General features: G+C 60.0%; 12 protein-coding genes. 10 read left to right on the top strand and 2 right to left on the bottom strand.

Going from position 1 to position 17,058, the window contains the following annotated elements; genetic code table 11:
* The 9 genes from GT003_RS28525 to GT003_RS28485 all read left to right on the top strand — a co-directional run.
* The coding region (locus tag GT003_RS28525; RefSeq protein ID WP_161704426.1) for a DUF4129 domain-containing protein at window positions 1-392 on the top strand (392 nt) is incomplete at its 5' end.
* Between the two features lie 1,151 nt (window positions 393-1,543).
* Entirely contained in the window at window positions 1,544-2,473 is a 930-nt protein-coding gene (locus tag GT003_RS28520) for a helix-turn-helix domain-containing protein (protein WP_161704424.1), read from the top strand.
* 352 nt (window positions 2,474-2,825) lie between these two features.
* Window positions 2,826-4,199, top strand: coding sequence for an ABC transporter substrate-binding protein (locus GT003_RS28515; protein WP_161704422.1), 1,374 nt, complete (start codon window positions 2,826-2,828; stop codon window positions 4,197-4,199).
* A 103-nt stretch (window positions 4,200-4,302) separates the two neighbouring features.
* The gene (locus GT003_RS28510; RefSeq protein ID WP_161704420.1) at window positions 4,303-5,193 is read left to right on the top strand and encodes a carbohydrate ABC transporter permease; all 891 of its coding nucleotides are present in this window, start codon (window positions 4,303-4,305) and stop codon (window positions 5,191-5,193) included.
* Complete coding sequence (locus GT003_RS28505) at window positions 5,194-6,000, top strand: carbohydrate ABC transporter permease (RefSeq protein WP_161704418.1); 807 nt, start codon at window positions 5,194-5,196, stop codon at window positions 5,998-6,000. It abuts the gene before it with no gap.
* Window positions 5,997-7,052, top strand: a complete 1,056-nt coding sequence (locus GT003_RS28500; RefSeq protein WP_161704416.1) for an acyltransferase family protein — start codon at window positions 5,997-5,999, stop codon at window positions 7,050-7,052. Before GT003_RS28505 ends, GT003_RS28500 begins: the two co-directional genes overlap by 4 nt.
* Window positions 7,033-8,790: a glycoside hydrolase family 2 protein gene (locus GT003_RS28495; RefSeq protein WP_161704414.1), complete on the top strand. Its 1,758-nt coding sequence runs from the start codon at window positions 7,033-7,035 to the stop codon at window positions 8,788-8,790. Before GT003_RS28500 ends, GT003_RS28495 begins: the two co-directional genes overlap by 20 nt.
* Before the next feature lie 25 nt (window positions 8,791-8,815).
* Window positions 8,816-11,287, top strand: coding sequence for a family 43 glycosylhydrolase (locus GT003_RS28490; protein ID WP_161704412.1), 2,472 nt, complete (start codon window positions 8,816-8,818; stop codon window positions 11,285-11,287).
* 175 nt (window positions 11,288-11,462) lie between these two features.
* A complete protein-coding gene (locus GT003_RS28485) occupies window positions 11,463-13,220 on the top strand; it encodes a glycoside hydrolase family 2 protein (protein ID WP_161704410.1) in 1,758 nt (585 codons plus the stop codon).
* Window positions 13,221-13,317: 97 nt separating this feature from the next.
* Here GT003_RS28485 and GT003_RS28480 read toward each other — a convergent pair whose 3' ends face one another.
* Window positions 13,318-14,607: a bactofilin family protein gene (locus GT003_RS28480; RefSeq protein ID WP_161704408.1), complete on the bottom strand. Its 1,290-nt coding sequence runs from the start codon at window positions 14,605-14,607 to the stop codon at window positions 13,318-13,320.
* Complete coding sequence (locus GT003_RS28475; RefSeq protein WP_161704406.1) at window positions 14,576-15,589, bottom strand: M23 family metallopeptidase; 1,014 nt, start codon at window positions 15,587-15,589, stop codon at window positions 14,576-14,578. Before GT003_RS28475 ends, GT003_RS28480 begins: the two co-directional genes overlap by 32 nt.
* A 227-nt stretch (window positions 15,590-15,816) precedes the next feature.
* Between GT003_RS28475 and GT003_RS28470 the strand changes: the two genes are divergently transcribed.
* Window positions 15,817-16,923 carry a ParM/StbA family protein gene (locus GT003_RS28470; RefSeq protein WP_161704404.1) on the top strand — a complete coding sequence of 369 codons (1,107 nt, stop codon included), beginning with the start codon at window positions 15,817-15,819 and terminating at the stop codon, window positions 16,921-16,923.
* The last annotated feature ends 135 nt before the right edge of the window (window positions 16,924-17,058 follow it).

Genomic DNA, 17,058 nt, shown 5'->3' with positions numbered 1-17,058 from the left:
AATGGGCCAAGGCGGCCTGCGCCGCCGCCCTTGTCGGCGCGGCCGGGCTCGCCTCGGCGGCGCGCCGCCGGCGCGAACGCTTCGCGTTCGGAGCGGCGCTGCGCCGCTACGGCAGCGCGCTGCGCGCGGGCCGGCATACCGCGGCCCGCAGCCAGTTCCTCCAGCTCGCGGACGCCTTGTGGCGCGAGCTGTACAAGCAGTGCGGCGCGAGGCCTCCGCACCGCACGGCGCGCGAATACGCGGCGGCGCTGAGCCTGCCGCCGCAGACCGCGCCGCTGGTCGCGGATTTCGTGCGCTGGGACGAAGAAGCGCGCTTCGACGCGTACGCGCACCGCCTGCCGACGCAGCAGCAGATCGCGGAGCTGGTCGCGGGCTTGACCGCCCCGAACTAAGAAGAGCCGCAAGCCGGATGAAACCCGGCTTGCGGCTTTTTGGATTGTGGACGAACCCCATCCTTGGGGGAAACGGAGGTGTTTTTCGAATGCCGGTTCGCTTTCGGGCTCGGTTCGGGCTCGAGTTCGAGTTCGAGTTCGAGTTCGAGTTCGAGTTCGTTCAGCGAGGGGGTCGGAGCGCCTTCATAACCCTCCGTTCAAGTGGATAAAACGATGCCCGGAGAAAAATAAGTGTAAAAATGCACTTATTATCGGATAATCGAGCAAATCGAGATCAATAAGTGCAAATGTGCACTTAATTTGAGCTTATGTATGCTTATAAGGCTGTCATTCGGGAAATAAGTGCAGATACGCACTTATTCCGTTCGTTTCACGAAAAAGAGCCGAAATAATTGCAGATATGCACTTATTTCGTTCAGTCGTCGCTTGAGAACGGACGTATCCTGATCGTTTCACGAGAAGTGCCGAAATAATTACAGACACGCCCTTATTCCGTTCGTTCGCCGTACGAGGACGCCCTTATCCTGGTCGTTTCACAAGAAGTGCCGAATAAATACAGACACGCCCTTATTTCGTTCTCGCCGTAGGAGAACGCCTGTATCCTGGTCGTTTCACGAGAAGCGCCGAAATAAGCACAGACACGCCTTATTCGGTTCGTTCGCCCTAGGAGAACGCACTTACCCCGTTCGTCGCTCCGAAATAAGTGCACATAACCCTTAATTCGCATCGCTGCACATACGCCACATCACAGCACGCATAACGCAAACCTCGCGCATATTCGCGCAACGCCATACCCCCTGCACCTAGAACAATCTGTGAATACGCGCGCCGCTATCGTCCGCACCGCAGCTGCTTAGTCTTCATCCAAAGCCGTGGTATCGGAATGGGCGGTTGCTGGGGGAAACGGAGGTGTTTTTCGATTGCCGGTCCACTTTCGGGCTCGGTTCGGGCTCGGGCTCGAGTTCGTATTCGGGTTCGGGAGTTCGGCGAGGGGCGCTGGCGGACAGTGCGACGGCATGCAGGACGAAAAGCAGCAGTCCTGACCTCAGTCAATCCTACAATAATCATGTTTTAATGCAGTTTTGTTGATTGAAAACGCTGTTTTGTGTATAATGCTTGTATCAAATCACTTTATGGAGTGGGGTTTTGGCGTGCTGGAACTTAGTTTTGACGAACCGGACGAGCTGGTGGCCGTGGCGCATGCGTTATCCACGCGTTCGCGCGTCGACCTTCTTCACTTGCTCAGCACCAAGAGAATGAATGTCGTGGAAATCGCGGAAGCGCTGAGTCTCCCGGTTTCGACCGTGGCGAACAACGTCAAGATTCTGGAAGCCGCCGGCCTGATCAATACCGAGCTGCTCCCGGCGACGCGCGGGGCGATGAAAGTATGCAGCCGCAACTACGACGACATCCATATCGGCTTCAACGCGCCCAAGCTGCCGCCGAAGGGCGAGGCGCTCGAATACAGGATCGAGATTCCGATCGGCCATTACAGCGACTGCGAGGTGTACCCGACCTGCGGCATCGCGGGAGCGGACAAGGTGCTCTTCGAAGAAGACGAGCCGGTGCAGTTCTACCATCCGAAGCATATCGATGCCCAGTTGATCTGGTTCCGCAAGGGCTACGTCGAATATCAGCTGCCGCTCGATCTGCCGTCGGGCGCGCGGATCAAGTCGCTCGAATTCGCGATGGAGATGTGTTCGGAAGCGCCGAATTACGATCATAACTGGCCTTCGGACATCACGCTGTGGGTCAATGGGCGGGAGATCGGCTGCTGGACGAGCCCCGGCGATTTCGGAGACCGGAGAGGCAAGCTGAATCCGTCCTGGTGGCTGGACGTCGCGACCCAATACGGGCTGCTCAAAACCTGGATCATCAACGAGGAGCGGACGACGCTGGATATGCGGGAAGTGTCGGACGTCAAGCTGGCGGACCTGAACCTGAAGCAGCGGCCGAGCGTCAAGCTCCGGATCGGCGTGAAGGACGACGCGGTGCATAAAGGCGGCGTGAACCTGTTCGGCCGGCATTTCGGCGATTACGAGCAGGAGATCGCGATGAAAGTGACGTACGTGCTCGATTAAAACTTGACTAGCTAACTTGGGTAACCTGATTCATTCAATGATTGGTTGAGTACTCAATCAATCTTGGCGGGGTAACTAGGTTAACTTGGTTAGCTTTGCTAACTCGATTACTATGCCCAATCGGCCGTCTCGACTAAAAACGGCAAATCATGCGAATAATAAACCTTTAATTACAGAATCCCTGTAGTTAAAGGTTTATTTTGTCTGTTTAGTTACAAATATGTTGAATGAAACCGTTGACATCCGTAAAAACGACAGCTAATATAAGGTCATAGAAACAAGATGTGTGTAACAAATCAAGAAACATATTTTGTTTCTAGACCGGAATGATAGAATTATAGGGAGGCCAACCATGAAAAAGACTTATTCACTGGCAATGACGTCACTGCTTTCGATTTCCCTGCTCCTGACCGCTTGCGGCGGCAACGGCGGAAACAGCAACGAAGGCGGCAACAATGGAAGCGCTAACGGCGGAAATACGGCACCGACCAATAACGCGGGCACCAATGCCGATGCCGGCAACGCGGCTCCCGCGGACAGCGACGAGAAAGTCGACCTTTCCTTCTGGACTTTGTTCGACGGCGGAGACGGCGCGAACATGCAGGCGCTTGTCGACGAGTTCAACAAGACGCACCCGAACATTCAAGTCAAGAACACCAAGCTCGTCTGGGGCGAGTACTATACGAAACTCATTACGGCGGTCGGCAACGGCAACGGCCCCGACGTAGGGATTTCACACACGTCGCGCCTGCCCGATCTGATCGATCAAGGCGTCGTGACCGAACTGGACGATGCCGCGAAGGATGCAGGCGTCGACTGGGGCTCCTACAATCAGAACCTGCTGAACGCAACGGTCGTCGACGGCAAGCACTATGCCGCTCCGATCGATACCCATCCGTTCATCATGTATTACAACAAAAAGCTGCTGAAGGATGCCGGCCTTCTCGGCGAAGACGGCAAACCGGTTCTGGAACAATCCGCGGACGGCTTCATGAAGTTCCTGGACACGCTGAAAGCGAAACTGCCGGCGAAAGTAACGCCGTTCGCGCTGTCCAATTCCAACGACGACCCTTACCGTCTGTGGTGGTCGCTGTACTCCCAGCAAGGCGGCAACGACATCGTCGCCGACGACCTGAAGACGGCATCCGTCGATGCGGATAAAGGCGCCAAAGCGGCCGACTATATCCAGAAGCTCTACACGGGCGGTTACATCAAGAAGAACGACCCTGACTTCTACAAGAATTTCCAAAGCGGCACGGCGGCGATCATGATGACCGGCGTATGGGCAACGGGTACTTGGGAGTCGACGAAAGGCCTCGAGTTCGGCGCGATGCCGATTCCGAAAATCTTCGACCAAGAAGCGACATGGGGCGATTCCCACACGATCATCCTGCCCGTGACGAAGTCCGAAGATGCGGCGAAACGCAAAGCGGCCATGATTTTCGCGGATTGGATCGCATCCAACGGCCAAATCTGGGCGAAAGCGGGCCACATTCCGTCCAAGCCGTCCGTGCTTGAGAACGCCGATTACAAAGCGATGCCTTACCGCAGCGACTATGCGTCGGTTGCCTCGACCGTTAAGTTCAACAAGCCGTCCACGAAAAACTGGCAAATTCGCGACAATGCGTCCTTCAAAGTCCTGAACGAAGTATGGGCGAACAAACTGAGCCCGGCGGACGCCATGAAGAAACTGCAAGAAGGCGTTCAGAAGGTCCTTGACGAGTAGTCCGATCGGCGAGTAGTTCGATTCATATCGTATCGTTTCCCGAGAGCTTGCGGCCGTTTATGGCTGCAAGCTCTGCGGCGAAATGGAGAGGAGAAGCCGCAAAATGAGAATGAGCAAGCTGAGAGCGGACGTGCAGGCGCTTCTATATCTCCTGCCGTTTCTGGTCGTCTATATTCTGTTCACGATCTGGCCCATGATCAAAGGCGTAAACATGACGTTCTATAAATGGACGCTGATCCGCAAAATGAAATACGTCGGCTGGGATAACTATTCCGCCATGCTTCACGACAAAGACATGTGGGCGGCCATCGGGCACTCCGGCATCTTCGTCCTGCTGACCACGCCGGCCATGGTCGTGCTCGCCATCGTGCTGGCCATGATCGCCAATCGCAAGTCCAGGCTTCAGCGTTTCTATCGCAGCATCTTCTTCCTGCCGAGCGTACTGTCCGTGGCGGTCGCATCGTTTCTGGGCCTCTTCGTGTTTCAACCGTATACCGGGCTCGTCAATTCGGCGCTTCATCTGATTCGGCTGCTCCCGGAGAATACCGAAATTTTCTGGCTGACGGAGACGAACCTGTCCTGGATCGCCATCGCGGTCATCACGCTGTGGTGGACCGTCGGCTTCAATTTTATCCTGTACTTGTCGGCCATGCAGGAAATTCCCGATGAAATCTACGAGGCCGCCCGGTTGGACGGCGCGAACGATAGACAGATCTTCTTCCGGATCACGTTCCCGTATTTGAATCCGATCACGAAGACGATCACGATGCTCCAGATCATCGCTTCCTTCAAAGTGTTTCTGCAGATCTACATCATCACCGGCGGCGGACCGCTCGACAAGACGCGTCCCATCATCCAATTGATCTACGAAACGGGCTTCAAGAAGAACAACCTCGGCTACGCGGCGACGATGTCCTACATGTTGTTCGCGATTCTGCTCGTGCTGTCGGTCTTCCAATACTGGCTGAACAACCGGAAAGGAGCGAACGCTTAAATGAAAAACGTCTACCGCATCGTATCGCTTCTCTTCGCGCTGTTCTTCCTGGCTCCGATCGTCTGGATGCTCGTCGTGTCCATCAAGGAAGAAGGCATGAAGATCGTCACCGTGCTCGACTGGTTCACGCCGCCGTATTCGTTCGCGGTCTACGACCAGATCCTGAGCGGCACGAAGCTCTCGAATTGGGTGCTGAACAGCTTTTTCGTCGCCGTCTGCGTGACGGTCCTGACGGTAATCATCGCGGCGATGGCCGGCTTCGTGCTGTCCAAGGTGCCGTTCCGCTATCGTTCGTTCATGTTCTTCTTCATCCTGGCCGGCCTGCTCGTTCCCGGCGAAGCCATCATTATTCCGCTCTACCAAGTCGCCAAGGACATGAATCTCCTGAACTCGTACCAAGGCTTGATCATTCCGGCGCTCGCCTCGCCGTTCGCGGTCATCGTGCTCAAGAGCTTCTTCGACGGCGTGCCGAACGACTTGCTCGAGAGCGTGCAGATCGACGGCGGCGGCACGTGGCGCATTTTCCAAAGCATCATGCTGCCACTCACGCGTCCGGCGCTCGCGTCGATGGCGATTCTGACGTTCATCGGCTCGTGGAACAATTTTCTCTGGCCGTTCCTGTCCATTACGGACGACAACCTGTTCACGCTGCCGATGGGCATCCCGACGCTGATGAGCTCCTATTCGGAAGACTACGTCAAGCCGATGGTCGTGAACACGATCGCGTCGCTGCCGATCATGCTGCTCTTCCTCGTCTTCGAACGCCAGATCGTCAAAGGCGTCAGCCTGTCCGGTATTAAAGGTTGAGCGGGGCGCCGGCCGCGCCGAGGCGCGAGAGAGCAATCGACCTGTTCAAAGGACTGCTCGTCCTGGGGATGGTGTACTGCCACGTCCTGCAATTTTTCAGCGACCAGCAGATCTATCCGAACGGGCAGCACGTCATCGATATCATCAATTTGATTACGTTCTCGGGCTTCGTCTTCAGCTTCGGCTACGTGGCCCAGCTGGCCTATTATCGCAAATCGTTCCGGGAAGCCGCTCCCCGCATGCTCGCCGCGGCGCTCAAGACGCTGATCGCCTTCTACGTATCCGGCACGGCGTACCGTCTGTTCATCGACGGCAGAGTGCTCTCGTGGGCGAACGTCAAGCCGATCCTGCTGCTGAACGACATGCCCGGATGGTCGGAGTTTCTCTGGTCGTTCGCGTATCTGATGGTGCTCGGGCTCGTGCTGTTCGCGCCGCTCAAGCGGCTGGCGGAGCGAAAATGGCTCGGCTTCGCGATCGCGGGGCTGCTGCTCGCGGCGACTTACCTGCCCTACGGCTCCGTCCACGCGATGAAGCTGGGGCCGCTGGTCGGCACGCGCGATTTCGCGTCGTTTCCGGTCCTGCAATATTTTCCTTATTATATCGTCGGCATGCTGTTCGCCCGCTATCGCATCGTATGGGATTGGCGCGTGCTGGCGGGCGCTGTCCTCGCCTCCGGCGCATTTCTATGGAAGTGGTTGGCGGGCGGCGCGCTGCCGGAACGGTTCCCGCCTTCGATCTGGTGGATCGCCGGACCTGCGCTGCTGCTGTACGGCTACTATATGCTCAGCCGGTTGATGGAGCGCTATCCCGCGCCGTTCGCCCCGTTCGAAGCGATGGGACGCAATGTGCTGTGGTGCCTCGTCATGAGCAATTTGCTTATTTTCGCCCTGAAGGGCAACCAACAAAACAATCTGCTCCTAAGCGCCTTGGACGGGCTATGGATGGCGGCAGCGCTGCTGGCCGTCGCCTCGTTCGGCGTCTGGATCATCACGAAGAAAGATAGACAGAAGCGTACAAGGAGTGGGAGAGAACATGCAACAACGACAACTTAGAGAAGAATACCCGCGCCCGCAGTTCGTTCGCGACCGCTGGATGAATTTGAACGGAGAATGGGATTTCGCCTTCGACGACGGCAATGTCGGGGAACGCGAGGGATGGCAGGACGGAACCGGCGCCTTCGAGGCGAAGATCAACGTCCCTTTCTGCTACCAGAGCGAGCTTAGCGGCATCGCGGACACGGCTTTCCACGACATCGTGTGGTATGGCCGCTCGTTCGGGATTCCAGCCGATTATGCGGACCAGCGCATCGTGCTGCATTTCGGCGCCGTCGATTACGAATGCCGCGTCTGGGTGAACGGCAAGCTCGTGGCCGCGCATGAAGGCGGCCATACGCCTTTCAAGGCCGATATCACCGATGCCCTGATGGACGGCGCGAACCTGCTCGTCGTCAAAGCGGTCGATTACAGCAAGGACGTCACGCTTCCGCGCGGCAAGCAGTTCTGGGAAGAGAAATCCGCGGGCATCTTCTACACCCGCACGACGGGCATCTGGCAGTCCGTATGGCTCGAGCCGGTCGCGCCGACGCATATCGGCCGCGTTCGCATGACGCCGGACATCGACCATAACCAGCTGAAGCTGCAGGCGTTCATCGGCGGCTTGCGCCCCGAAGCGGAAGTATCGCTGCGCGCGACGGTGTCGTTCGAGGGCGAGCTCGTCTCGGAGGATACGTTCCGCGTGACGCGGGAATCGGAGACGCGCATCATCGGCATTCATGATTTCAACGACCACGGCCTCGGCCGCTGGTGGAGCCCGGAGAAGCCAAGCCTGTACGACCTGCGCCTGACGCTCGTCGTGGATGGCGAGGAGACCGACCGCGTAGACACCTATTTCGGGATGCGCAAGATCTCCATCGAAGACGGCGTCGTCCTGCTGAATAACCGCCCGTACGAGATGCGGATGGTGCTCGACCAAGGCTATTTCCCGACGGGGCTCTTGACGGCGCCGAGCGACGAAGCGCTGAAGCGCGACGTCGAGCTGACGAAGGAAATGGGCTTCAACGGCGCCCGCAAGCATCAGAAGATCGAGGATCCGCGCTACCTGTATTGGGCGGACCGGCTCGGCCTGCTCGTATGGGGCGAGATGGCGAACGCGTACCACTTCTCGGAATCGTACGTCGGCCGCGTCACGCGCGAATGGATCGAGGCCGTCGAACGCGACTATAATGCCCCTTGCCTCGTCGCTTGGGTGCCGATCAACGAAAGCTGGGGCGTCGTCAACATTCTCGTCGACGAGCAGCAGCGCCAGCATACGCTGGCGATGTACCATATGACCAAATCGCTCGACCCGACCCGTCCGGTCATCTCCAACGACGGCTGGGAGCTCGTGAAGACCGATCTCGTGACGATCCACGATTACGAATGGCGCCGCGAGGTACTGGCCGATCGGTACTCGTCGGCAGACAAGGCGCTTGCCGCCCGTCCGGGCAACCGTTGGATCCTCGTGCCGGGCTTCCCGTACGAAGGCCAGCCGATTCTCGTGACCGAGTTCGGCGGCATCTCGTTCCAGAAGGGCGACTGGGAGGGCTGGGGCTATTCCGGCGCGAAGGACGAAGCCGATTTCGAGGCGCGCCTGCGCAACGTGGTAGAGCCGCTCCGCCAGGCGCCGCTCGTGCAGGGCTTCTGCTACACGCAGCTGACCGACGTGGAACAGGAGATTAACGGCCTGCTGACGTACGACCGTCAGCCGAAGCTGCCGCTCGAGCAGATCCGCAAGATCGTGTTAGGCCAATAATCACGGAGAACGGGGGAACGGCCGCATGTCGCGCATGAAATGGGCGGGATCGCTCCTGCTCCTGCTTTGCTTGGGGACGGCCGGCTGCGCGGACAATGACGACGCCGGCGAGAAGAAAGTACCCGGGCCCGCGCTGGAGCGCACGTACGCGAATCCGATCAAGCTGGCCGACGAGTGGGGCGATTACGGACTTGGCGACCCGTTCGTCTTCGCCTTCGACGGGGCTTATTATCTCTACGTCAGCACGCGCGATACCGACGCGGGCGTCAAGGTGTGGCGCTCCGAGGATCTCGTCGACTGGACGTACGAAGGCTTGGCCGCGGACGATCCCGTGACGACGGGGGCGTACGCCCCGGAAGTCCGGTATTGGAACGGCAAGTTCTACATGTACACGTCGCCTGCCGGCCAAGGACACTACGTGCTGGTCGGCGACAAGCCGACGGGGCCGTTCACGGTCGCGACCGACAACTTCGGCCGCACGATCGACGGCACGACGTTCGTGGACGACGACGGGCAGTGGTACTTCTATTACGCGGGGCCGTCCGGCATTCAGTCGGCGCCGATGACCGATCCGCTGACCGTCGCGCCGGAAGAAGCGCAAACGGGCGCGTACATGGGCGGCTGGACCGAGGGTCCGACCGTGTTCAAGCATAACGGCAAGTATTACATGACCTATACGGGCAACCATGTGTTCAGCGCCGGCTACCGCGTCGATGCCGCCGTCAGCGATTCGCCGCTGCAAGGATTCGCCGGGCAGGCGAATAATCCGGTGCTGCTGCGGACGGAAGGCGCGACCGTCGGCCTGGGCCATAATTCGGTCGTGACCGGTCCCGATCTGGACACGCAGTACATGGTGTACCACAACCTGGAAGGTCACGGCGTCGTGGGGCCGCTGCGGCATATGAATATCGACCGCATCGTCTGGGACGGCAATCGGCTGCAGGTCGCGGGCCCGACGTCGGAGGCGCAGCCGGCGCCGGCGCTGCCTGCGTTCGCCGACCGGTTCGATCGGACGAAGCTCGGCAAGGCTTGGAAGAGCAAGGGAGATGCGGACTGGTCCATCACGGCCGAGCAAGGGTTGACGGCGAAGGGGACAGACCGGCCGGCGTTGTCGACGCTGGTCGCGCGCGAGAAGACGCCGGCCAGCTACACGGCCGAATTCCACGTGCGCCATCTGACCGAGGGGAAGGGCAAGTCGGGCGTCGTGTTCTCTTACGTCGACGGCGCCAACTACGGCATCGCCGAGTGGAATGCGGCGGACCATACGCTGGAGGCGCGTTACGTGAAGAACGGCCAAGCGGCAGCGGAACAATCGGCGAAGGTTCCCGGCAATTTGGATCTCGGACAGCTGCAGACGGTGCGGATCGAGAAGGCCGGCGGCGAGCTGCGGGTCTACGCGGAAGGGATGAAGCTGCTGACGATGGCGCTGCCGGCGGAAGCCGGGGCCGGGCAGATCGGCTATGCCGTCGAGGGAGCAGACGCGGACTTCGGCTATGTCGCTTTCAGCGGCTCGATCGACGGCAGCGGTACGGGCTTGGCGTATGCGCCGCTGCCGGGGCGCGTCAATGCGTTTCAGGACGAAGCCGGCGCTGCGAGCCGGTCCATGCTCGCGGACGACGGAGCGGGAGGATTCGCCGCGGCGAAGCTGCACGCTTTGGGGCCGTTGACGTATCGGGTCAACGCCGCCAAGACCGATACGTACCGCTTCGACTTCCGGGTGTCGGCATCAGGCGGGGCGCGGCTGCGGCTGACGGAAGGCGGCAAGCCGGTCACGGATGACGTCGAGATCAAGCCGAGCGGCGGCAGCGGCGCTTCGTGGCAGACGGTCTCCGTTCGCGGCGCGAAGCTGAGCGCCGGTCCGCATCGCCTGACGCTCGAGGTGGAGCAGGGCGAGCTGAGCGCGGCTTGGTTCGCGGCATCGCCCGACGTGCCGGTCGCGGCGAAGCAGGACGGGTTCGACGCGAAGATGCTTCGCGGCTGGACGCCTTACGACGGCCAATGGTCGGTGAAGGAAGGCCAGCTTCGCGCGTCTTCTTCGGAGGACGGCAAGATCTTGACGGGCGAGGACGGCTGGAGCGATTACGCGGTCGAAGCCGACGTGACGGTACCGGACGAAGGCGGGCAGACCGGCCTGCTGGTTCGGGTGACGGAGCCGGCGAACGGCGCGGAGCTGAATCAGAACCGCAGCGATTTCCAGCGCGGGTATTTCGCGTACGTCGACGTGCAGGGCGTGCATCTTGCGAAGCACGATTACGATACGACGTCGCTTGCCGACGCTGCGATGGCGATGCCGAAGGCCGGCGAGATGGTCCGGCTCAAGGTGGCGGCGGCGGGAAGCGTCATCTCCGTCTATGTAGGGGACGCGGCGAAACCTGCGATTCGGTATGCCGACGACGCGGACGATGCCTTCCTGCACGGGCGGGTCGGCTTCAAGTCCGTCTCCGCGTCTTCGCGGTTCGATGCGTTCGGCGTCGCGCCGCTGCCCGAGGCGGGTTGATTAATGGATCGAACGGCACGTGCTTTTGAATGCGAATAAAGCGTGCATTTACAGCATGCGAATATTGCATGCCGCATTGCATGCGAATCGAAAGGCCGTCGCTGCCGGAAGACGGTGACGGCCTTTCCTAATACGGCTATCTTACAACTCATAAAATGAAGGCAGGGTGACAGCTTTGACGCTCAGCATATATCGGCCGGATTATCCCCGGCCGCAATTCGTCCGCCAGGACTGGCTCAATTTGAACGGGACATGGGATTTCCGTTTCGATGATCGGAACGAAGGAGAGGCGGCCCGCTGGTTCGACGCGTTCCCTTCGAATCTTCGAATCGAGGTGCCTTTCTCGTACGAGACCAAGGCGAGCGGCATCGCGGACGAAACCGCCCATCCTTACGTCTGGTATCGCCGGACGTTCGAGGTGCCAGCGGAACAGCGGGACAAACGGATCGTCCTGCATTTCCAAGGCGTGGATTATCTGGCGAAGGTATGGGTCAACGGACAATATGCCGGCTGCCACGAGGGTGCCTACGCCGCGTTCTCCTTCGACGTGACGCCGTTCGTGCGTCCTAGCGGCGATAATCATGTCGTCGTGCGCGCGGAGGATACCGAGAGCGGCACGCAGCCGCGGGGCAAGCAGCGCTGGCGCGGCGCGAACTTCGGCTGCTGGTACGTCCAGACGACGGGCATCTGGCAGACGGTCTGGATGGAATACGTGGAAGCGAGCCATGTGCAATCGGTCAAAATGACGCCAGACGTCGACGCCAACGCCGTGCGGTTCGATTACCGCGTGGCGCTCGGCGCTTCGCCGAAGCCGCTTCGGCTGACGACTTCGATCAGCATGGAAGGCGAGCTGATCAAGGAAACGACCCAGCTGGTCGACCGTGCCGCGTTCTTCGCGACGGTGGATTTGATCAGCGAGAAGCGGGAGTGGCGCGCGGAGTATTGGAGTCCGCAGAACCCGAAGCTGTACGAGGTGGAATTCGTCCTGCGCGAAGACGATCGGATCGTCGACCGCGTCTCTTCGTATTTCGGCCTGCGCAAGATCTCGATCGTGAACGGCAAGGTCATGTTGAACTACGACCAGCTTTATCAGCGGATGATCCTCGATCAGGGCTACTGGCCGGACAGCCATTTGACGCCGCCGTCGGAAGAAGCAATTATCGCGGACATCGATGCGATCCTCGCGATGGGCTATAACGGGGTCCGGAAGCATCAGAAGATCGAGGATGCGCGGTTCCTCTATTGGTGCGACGTGAAGGGGCTGCTGGTCTGGTCGGAAGCGGCGGCGACCTACGAATTCAACGACGAGGCCGTGGAACGGTTCACGCGGGAGTGGATGGAGATCGTCCGCCAGCAGTACAATCACCCTTCTATCGTGACGTGGGTGCCGTTCAACGAGTCGTGGGGAATCGGCAACGTGTTCTCCGACAAGCGGCAGCAGCAGTTTACCGAGGCGGTCTATCATTTGACCAAGGCCTTCGATCCGATGCGGCCGGTAATCGTCAACGACGGCTGGGAGCACACGGTGTCCGATATCCTCACGCTGCACGATTACGAGCAATACGGCGAGAAATTCCTGGCCCGTTACAAGCATATCGCGGGCATCGCCGGCAACGAATTGGCCTTCAACAATTGGCGCTTCGCCATGGCGCAGGGCTATGCGTACCGCGGGCAGCCGATCATCATCAGCGAGTTCGGGGGCATCGCGTTCACGGACGAGAAGGGCTGGGGGTACGGCGATCAGGTGAAGGACGAGGAAGCGTTCATCGCCCGGTTCAGGAGCATTACGCAGGCGATCAAGGACACGGAGAGCGTCTGCGGGTATTGCTACACCCAGATCACGGACGTGCAGCAGGAGATCAACGGGCTGCTGACCGAGGATCGAAAGCCTAAGATTCCGCTAGAGACGATTCGTTCGATCAACCTTTCTTAGAGGCCTCCCCCGGCCGAAGGAACTTCTACTATAAAAAGCCTTGGCGGCCGCGGCTGCCAAGGCTAATTTGCGTTCGATTTGCGTCGTGCCTTGGCTGCTACCAATTTCGCAATAAGGCCGCGGCTTCCTCTTCCCTCCGGGAAGCGTTGTCCGGGCCGGCGCCGGATGCCGTGGGGCTCCCGGACTGCACGCCGGCATCGACAGTTTCGAGCTCCATAGATATGGCATCCGCGACGCTGCCGTTAGGATCGATAGGGGAGGCGAAGATCGTGCTTGGGGACGAATCGCTCGCTTCAAGGGCGGTATCTGACTCGACGCCGACGGGCGCTCTGCCAGCATGGACGAATAGTTCCTCGGAAGGCGCTTCGGTTGCGAGCATGGCATCCATTGTGGCGGGCGCGGGCGCTGCGGCGTTATCGGATTCTCCGCCGAAGAGGCTGTCCGCTGCAAGCGCGGCATCTACCGACGCGTCCGCGGCCGCAGTAACGTCATCGAGCAGCTCGGCAAGCCCATCCGCGGCAGCTGCCGCCTTCGCTGCTTGATCCCCGGCCGTGTCCGCCGGGAGCTCCTCGCTGCTTCCTTCGGCCGCCACCGTATCTCCGATAGGTCCGGCCTTGCTTGCTGAGATCAATGAAGCCGCAGCGATGACCGTATGGCCCGGCATGCCCAATGCAGCCCGTTCATCCTCGCTGATGCCTTCGGCTGCGGCTCCAGCCTGCCTGCCGCCGCCATGCATGCTCTGCATGAACGCCCGCCCGCTTTCGCGCAGCGGATCGGCCGCAGGCGCGGCCGGAGCGGCCGGAGTAGTGTCCGGAGTCGTTGCCGGCGCGTCCTCCGGCCCCGCCGCGGTTTCCGCCGCCGCGAGGGAGGAGCGGACCCGATCGGACGCCAATCGGCTCAGCCGCAGCGCGGACTGCCCGTCCTTGTCCCGGCGGTCATAACCGCTCCTGCGCTCTTCGCCGTCGTAACCGGACCCGCCCGCCGCGCGGCGGTCGCGTCCGCCGCGGCGCTCCACGGGGCTGACGACGGGCTCGCCCGTATCCATGGCGCTGTTGCCTTGGAAGACGCCGCCTTCTTCGATCGCGATCGTAGCCGCGTCCAAGTCGCCGTATAATTTGCCGGTCGCCGCGATCGTCAGCTTGCCGCTGATGCGCACGTTCCCCGTTACCTGGCCGGCCAGGAATACATTCCGTGCCGTAATGTTGGAGATGGCAAACGCGCTTTCGCCCAGCACCACGTCTCCCTCGCTGAATACGTCGCCGCGCAGCTGGCCCTCCAGCCGGACGCTGCCGGCCGAGCGGATCGCGCCTTCGACGATGGTGCCTTCGCCGATGAACGTATCGGTCAGCAGCGTGCTAATCTTGTCTCTCTTCCAAAACTTGAACATCAGTCGGCAGCTCCTTCATAGCTATGTTTAAGTACGGTTTCGGATCGACGGGCACGCCATGCTCCAGCACCTCGAAGTGAAGATGAGGACCGGTGCTGCGCCCGGTGGAGCCCATGGCGCCGATAACGCCGCCCTGCTTAAGAACGTCGCCCTTTCGGACGGATATCCGGGACATATGCATGTATTTGGTTGAAAGGCTTCCCTTATGGCGGATGAGGACATAGTTGCCGAGCGTGCTCGTAAAGCCGGTCTCGCTTACCGTGCCGTCGGCCGCGGCGTAGACGGAATCGCCGAAATGTCCGGCGATATCAAGTCCGGTATGCTTGGCGGGGTTGCCGGTGAACGGGTCGATCCGCACGCCGAACTGCGACGTGATGCGCTGCGAATGCGTCGGCCACAATGAAGGCACCGAGCGCAGCAGCTGCTTTTTCTTCACGACCTCGGTATGCGCGCGGGTCAGCGTCGCTTTCAACTCGTCGATCTCGGCATCCAGCGAGGCGTACAAGTCGTCCATGCCGTCGGCTAAGTCCCTGTAATCGCTGTCGGTCGCGGTGAAGAGCTCGCCCCCGGTGCCGTCTTCGGCGGTTTTCTCCCGCGGGGAGGAATCCTTCAGGCCGACGAAGGACTGCATGGCCGAAGCCAGCTTGTCCAGCTCGTCCAAGCGCGACTGTACGTCGGCGGCCTGCCCCGCGAATTCGACCACTTGCTTCCGGAGATTCAGGATGGAGGCGTCCTTGAAGGCGATTTCGCTTCGGTACGAGCCGGAGCTCATGGCGATTTGCTCCTGGAGGCGGTCCACTTTCCATGCGCTGCGTTCATGCAGCAGATAGAACGTCGACGCCGCGCCGGCCAGCGCGATCGTCAAGATCGGTATAACCGCCAAGAGGAGGGCGGAGGCCCGAAACCGAACGGAAGGACCGCCGTCGTCGGGAAGAACGAGAAACGTATACCGGCCGCCCGCAAGACGTCTTTTCTTCTTCATGCCTGCCTCCTTAACGTTTTGGGATGATTATGCCGAAAACACATATACCGATTAATTTCGGCAGACGCTCGCAAAAAGCTTAGCTTTGAAATAAATTCGACATTCTGAAAGGAATTTGTCGGATGATGGCGAAATGATGAGCCACTATACGGATTAGCCAGCCGCTGAATTCGCCAAGCAGGCATAGGCGGCGAGCCGGCTTCAAGACATGAACGGAGGAAATCATTGTGATCAAGCTCGCAGGTATAGACGTAGGAAACGACAGCATCAAATTGTTGATCGACGGAGCGACGGAGCCCGTCGTCATTCCGAGCATTCTCGCGCCGGGCTACGAACGGCATATTTTCCAAGAGGAAGATTCGCCGCTGAAGGCGCTGGACGTGCGGGTGTACAGCCCGAAGCTGAAGAAGAACAACCAGCGGTATTTCGTTGGCATGCTCGCCATGGAAGACCAGGACAACTCCGAGCTGGAAGAAACCGACAACAAGGCGACGAGCGACCAGGCGCTGATCGTGGCGTTGACGGCGCTGGCTTACGCGGGTCTCACGAGCGGCTCCTATCAGCCGTCCGAGGGACAGACGAGCCAAGTCGTGGAATATATCGTCGGCACCGGGCTTCCCGTCCGCACGTATGCCGGCTTCCATAAGCAGTTCGAGGAGCGCCTCGTCGGCGAGCATGAAGTGACCTTCCTCTCTACGCCGAAGCTGCGCGGACGCTCGATCAAGGTCGTCATCAAGCGGGCGGTCGTGTCGATCGAGGGCGCTGCCGCGCTGTTTCATATGGCGACGCACGACAATTTGGCGGTGCGCAACGAAGAGCTGTACTACGGCTGCATCGGCATCTGCGAGATGGGCGCGCTGACGACGGACTTCCCGGTCATCAAGCGGATGAGCATCGACAATCAGTTCAGCACGGGCGAGCAGTTCGGACTGGCCGGCTACCTGGACCAGATCATCCGGGACGTCGAGGATCAGTTCGGACACCGTTTCCCGAGCCGCACGAAGCTGATTCAGAAGATCAAGAGCAACGATTACCTTATTCACCGTATCGGGGAAGGGCAGGCGGACATCCGTCCGATCGTGGACAATTACTTCGGCCGCGCGGCGAACAAGGTGCTGGATCTCATCGTCAAGCGATGGAAGAAGAATCCGGATATCCAATGCTTCTACGTCCTTGGGGGCGGCGCCGCAGCGCTGCGGAGCTACCTGGACGACGGAGCGGGATCTATCCGGCTGCGCTACGTGGAAGACAGCGAATTCCAGAACGTGCACGGCTACTTGAAGCTGGCCAAGAACAAGCAACAGCAGGCGCTTACCGCAGCCGCGGCCGAGTGAGCCTGATCCAATCACGATGCATGAGAGCCGGATGGGCCGAGAACGGGTCCGTCCGGCTCTTTTTGCGCGATGCGGCACGCGTCATTGCATCATTTATCCAGCGGTAGCGGTTACATTTTTCCGCCTCTTATTTGG

The sequence above is a fragment of the Paenibacillus sacheonensis genome (assembly GCF_009909195.1).
Taxonomy (GTDB): Bacteria; Bacillota; Bacilli; order Paenibacillales; family Paenibacillaceae; genus Paenibacillus_Z; species Paenibacillus_Z sacheonensis.
The sequence above is the reverse complement of the archived record's forward strand: the minus strand, read 5'-3'. Positions and strand labels throughout refer to the sequence as shown.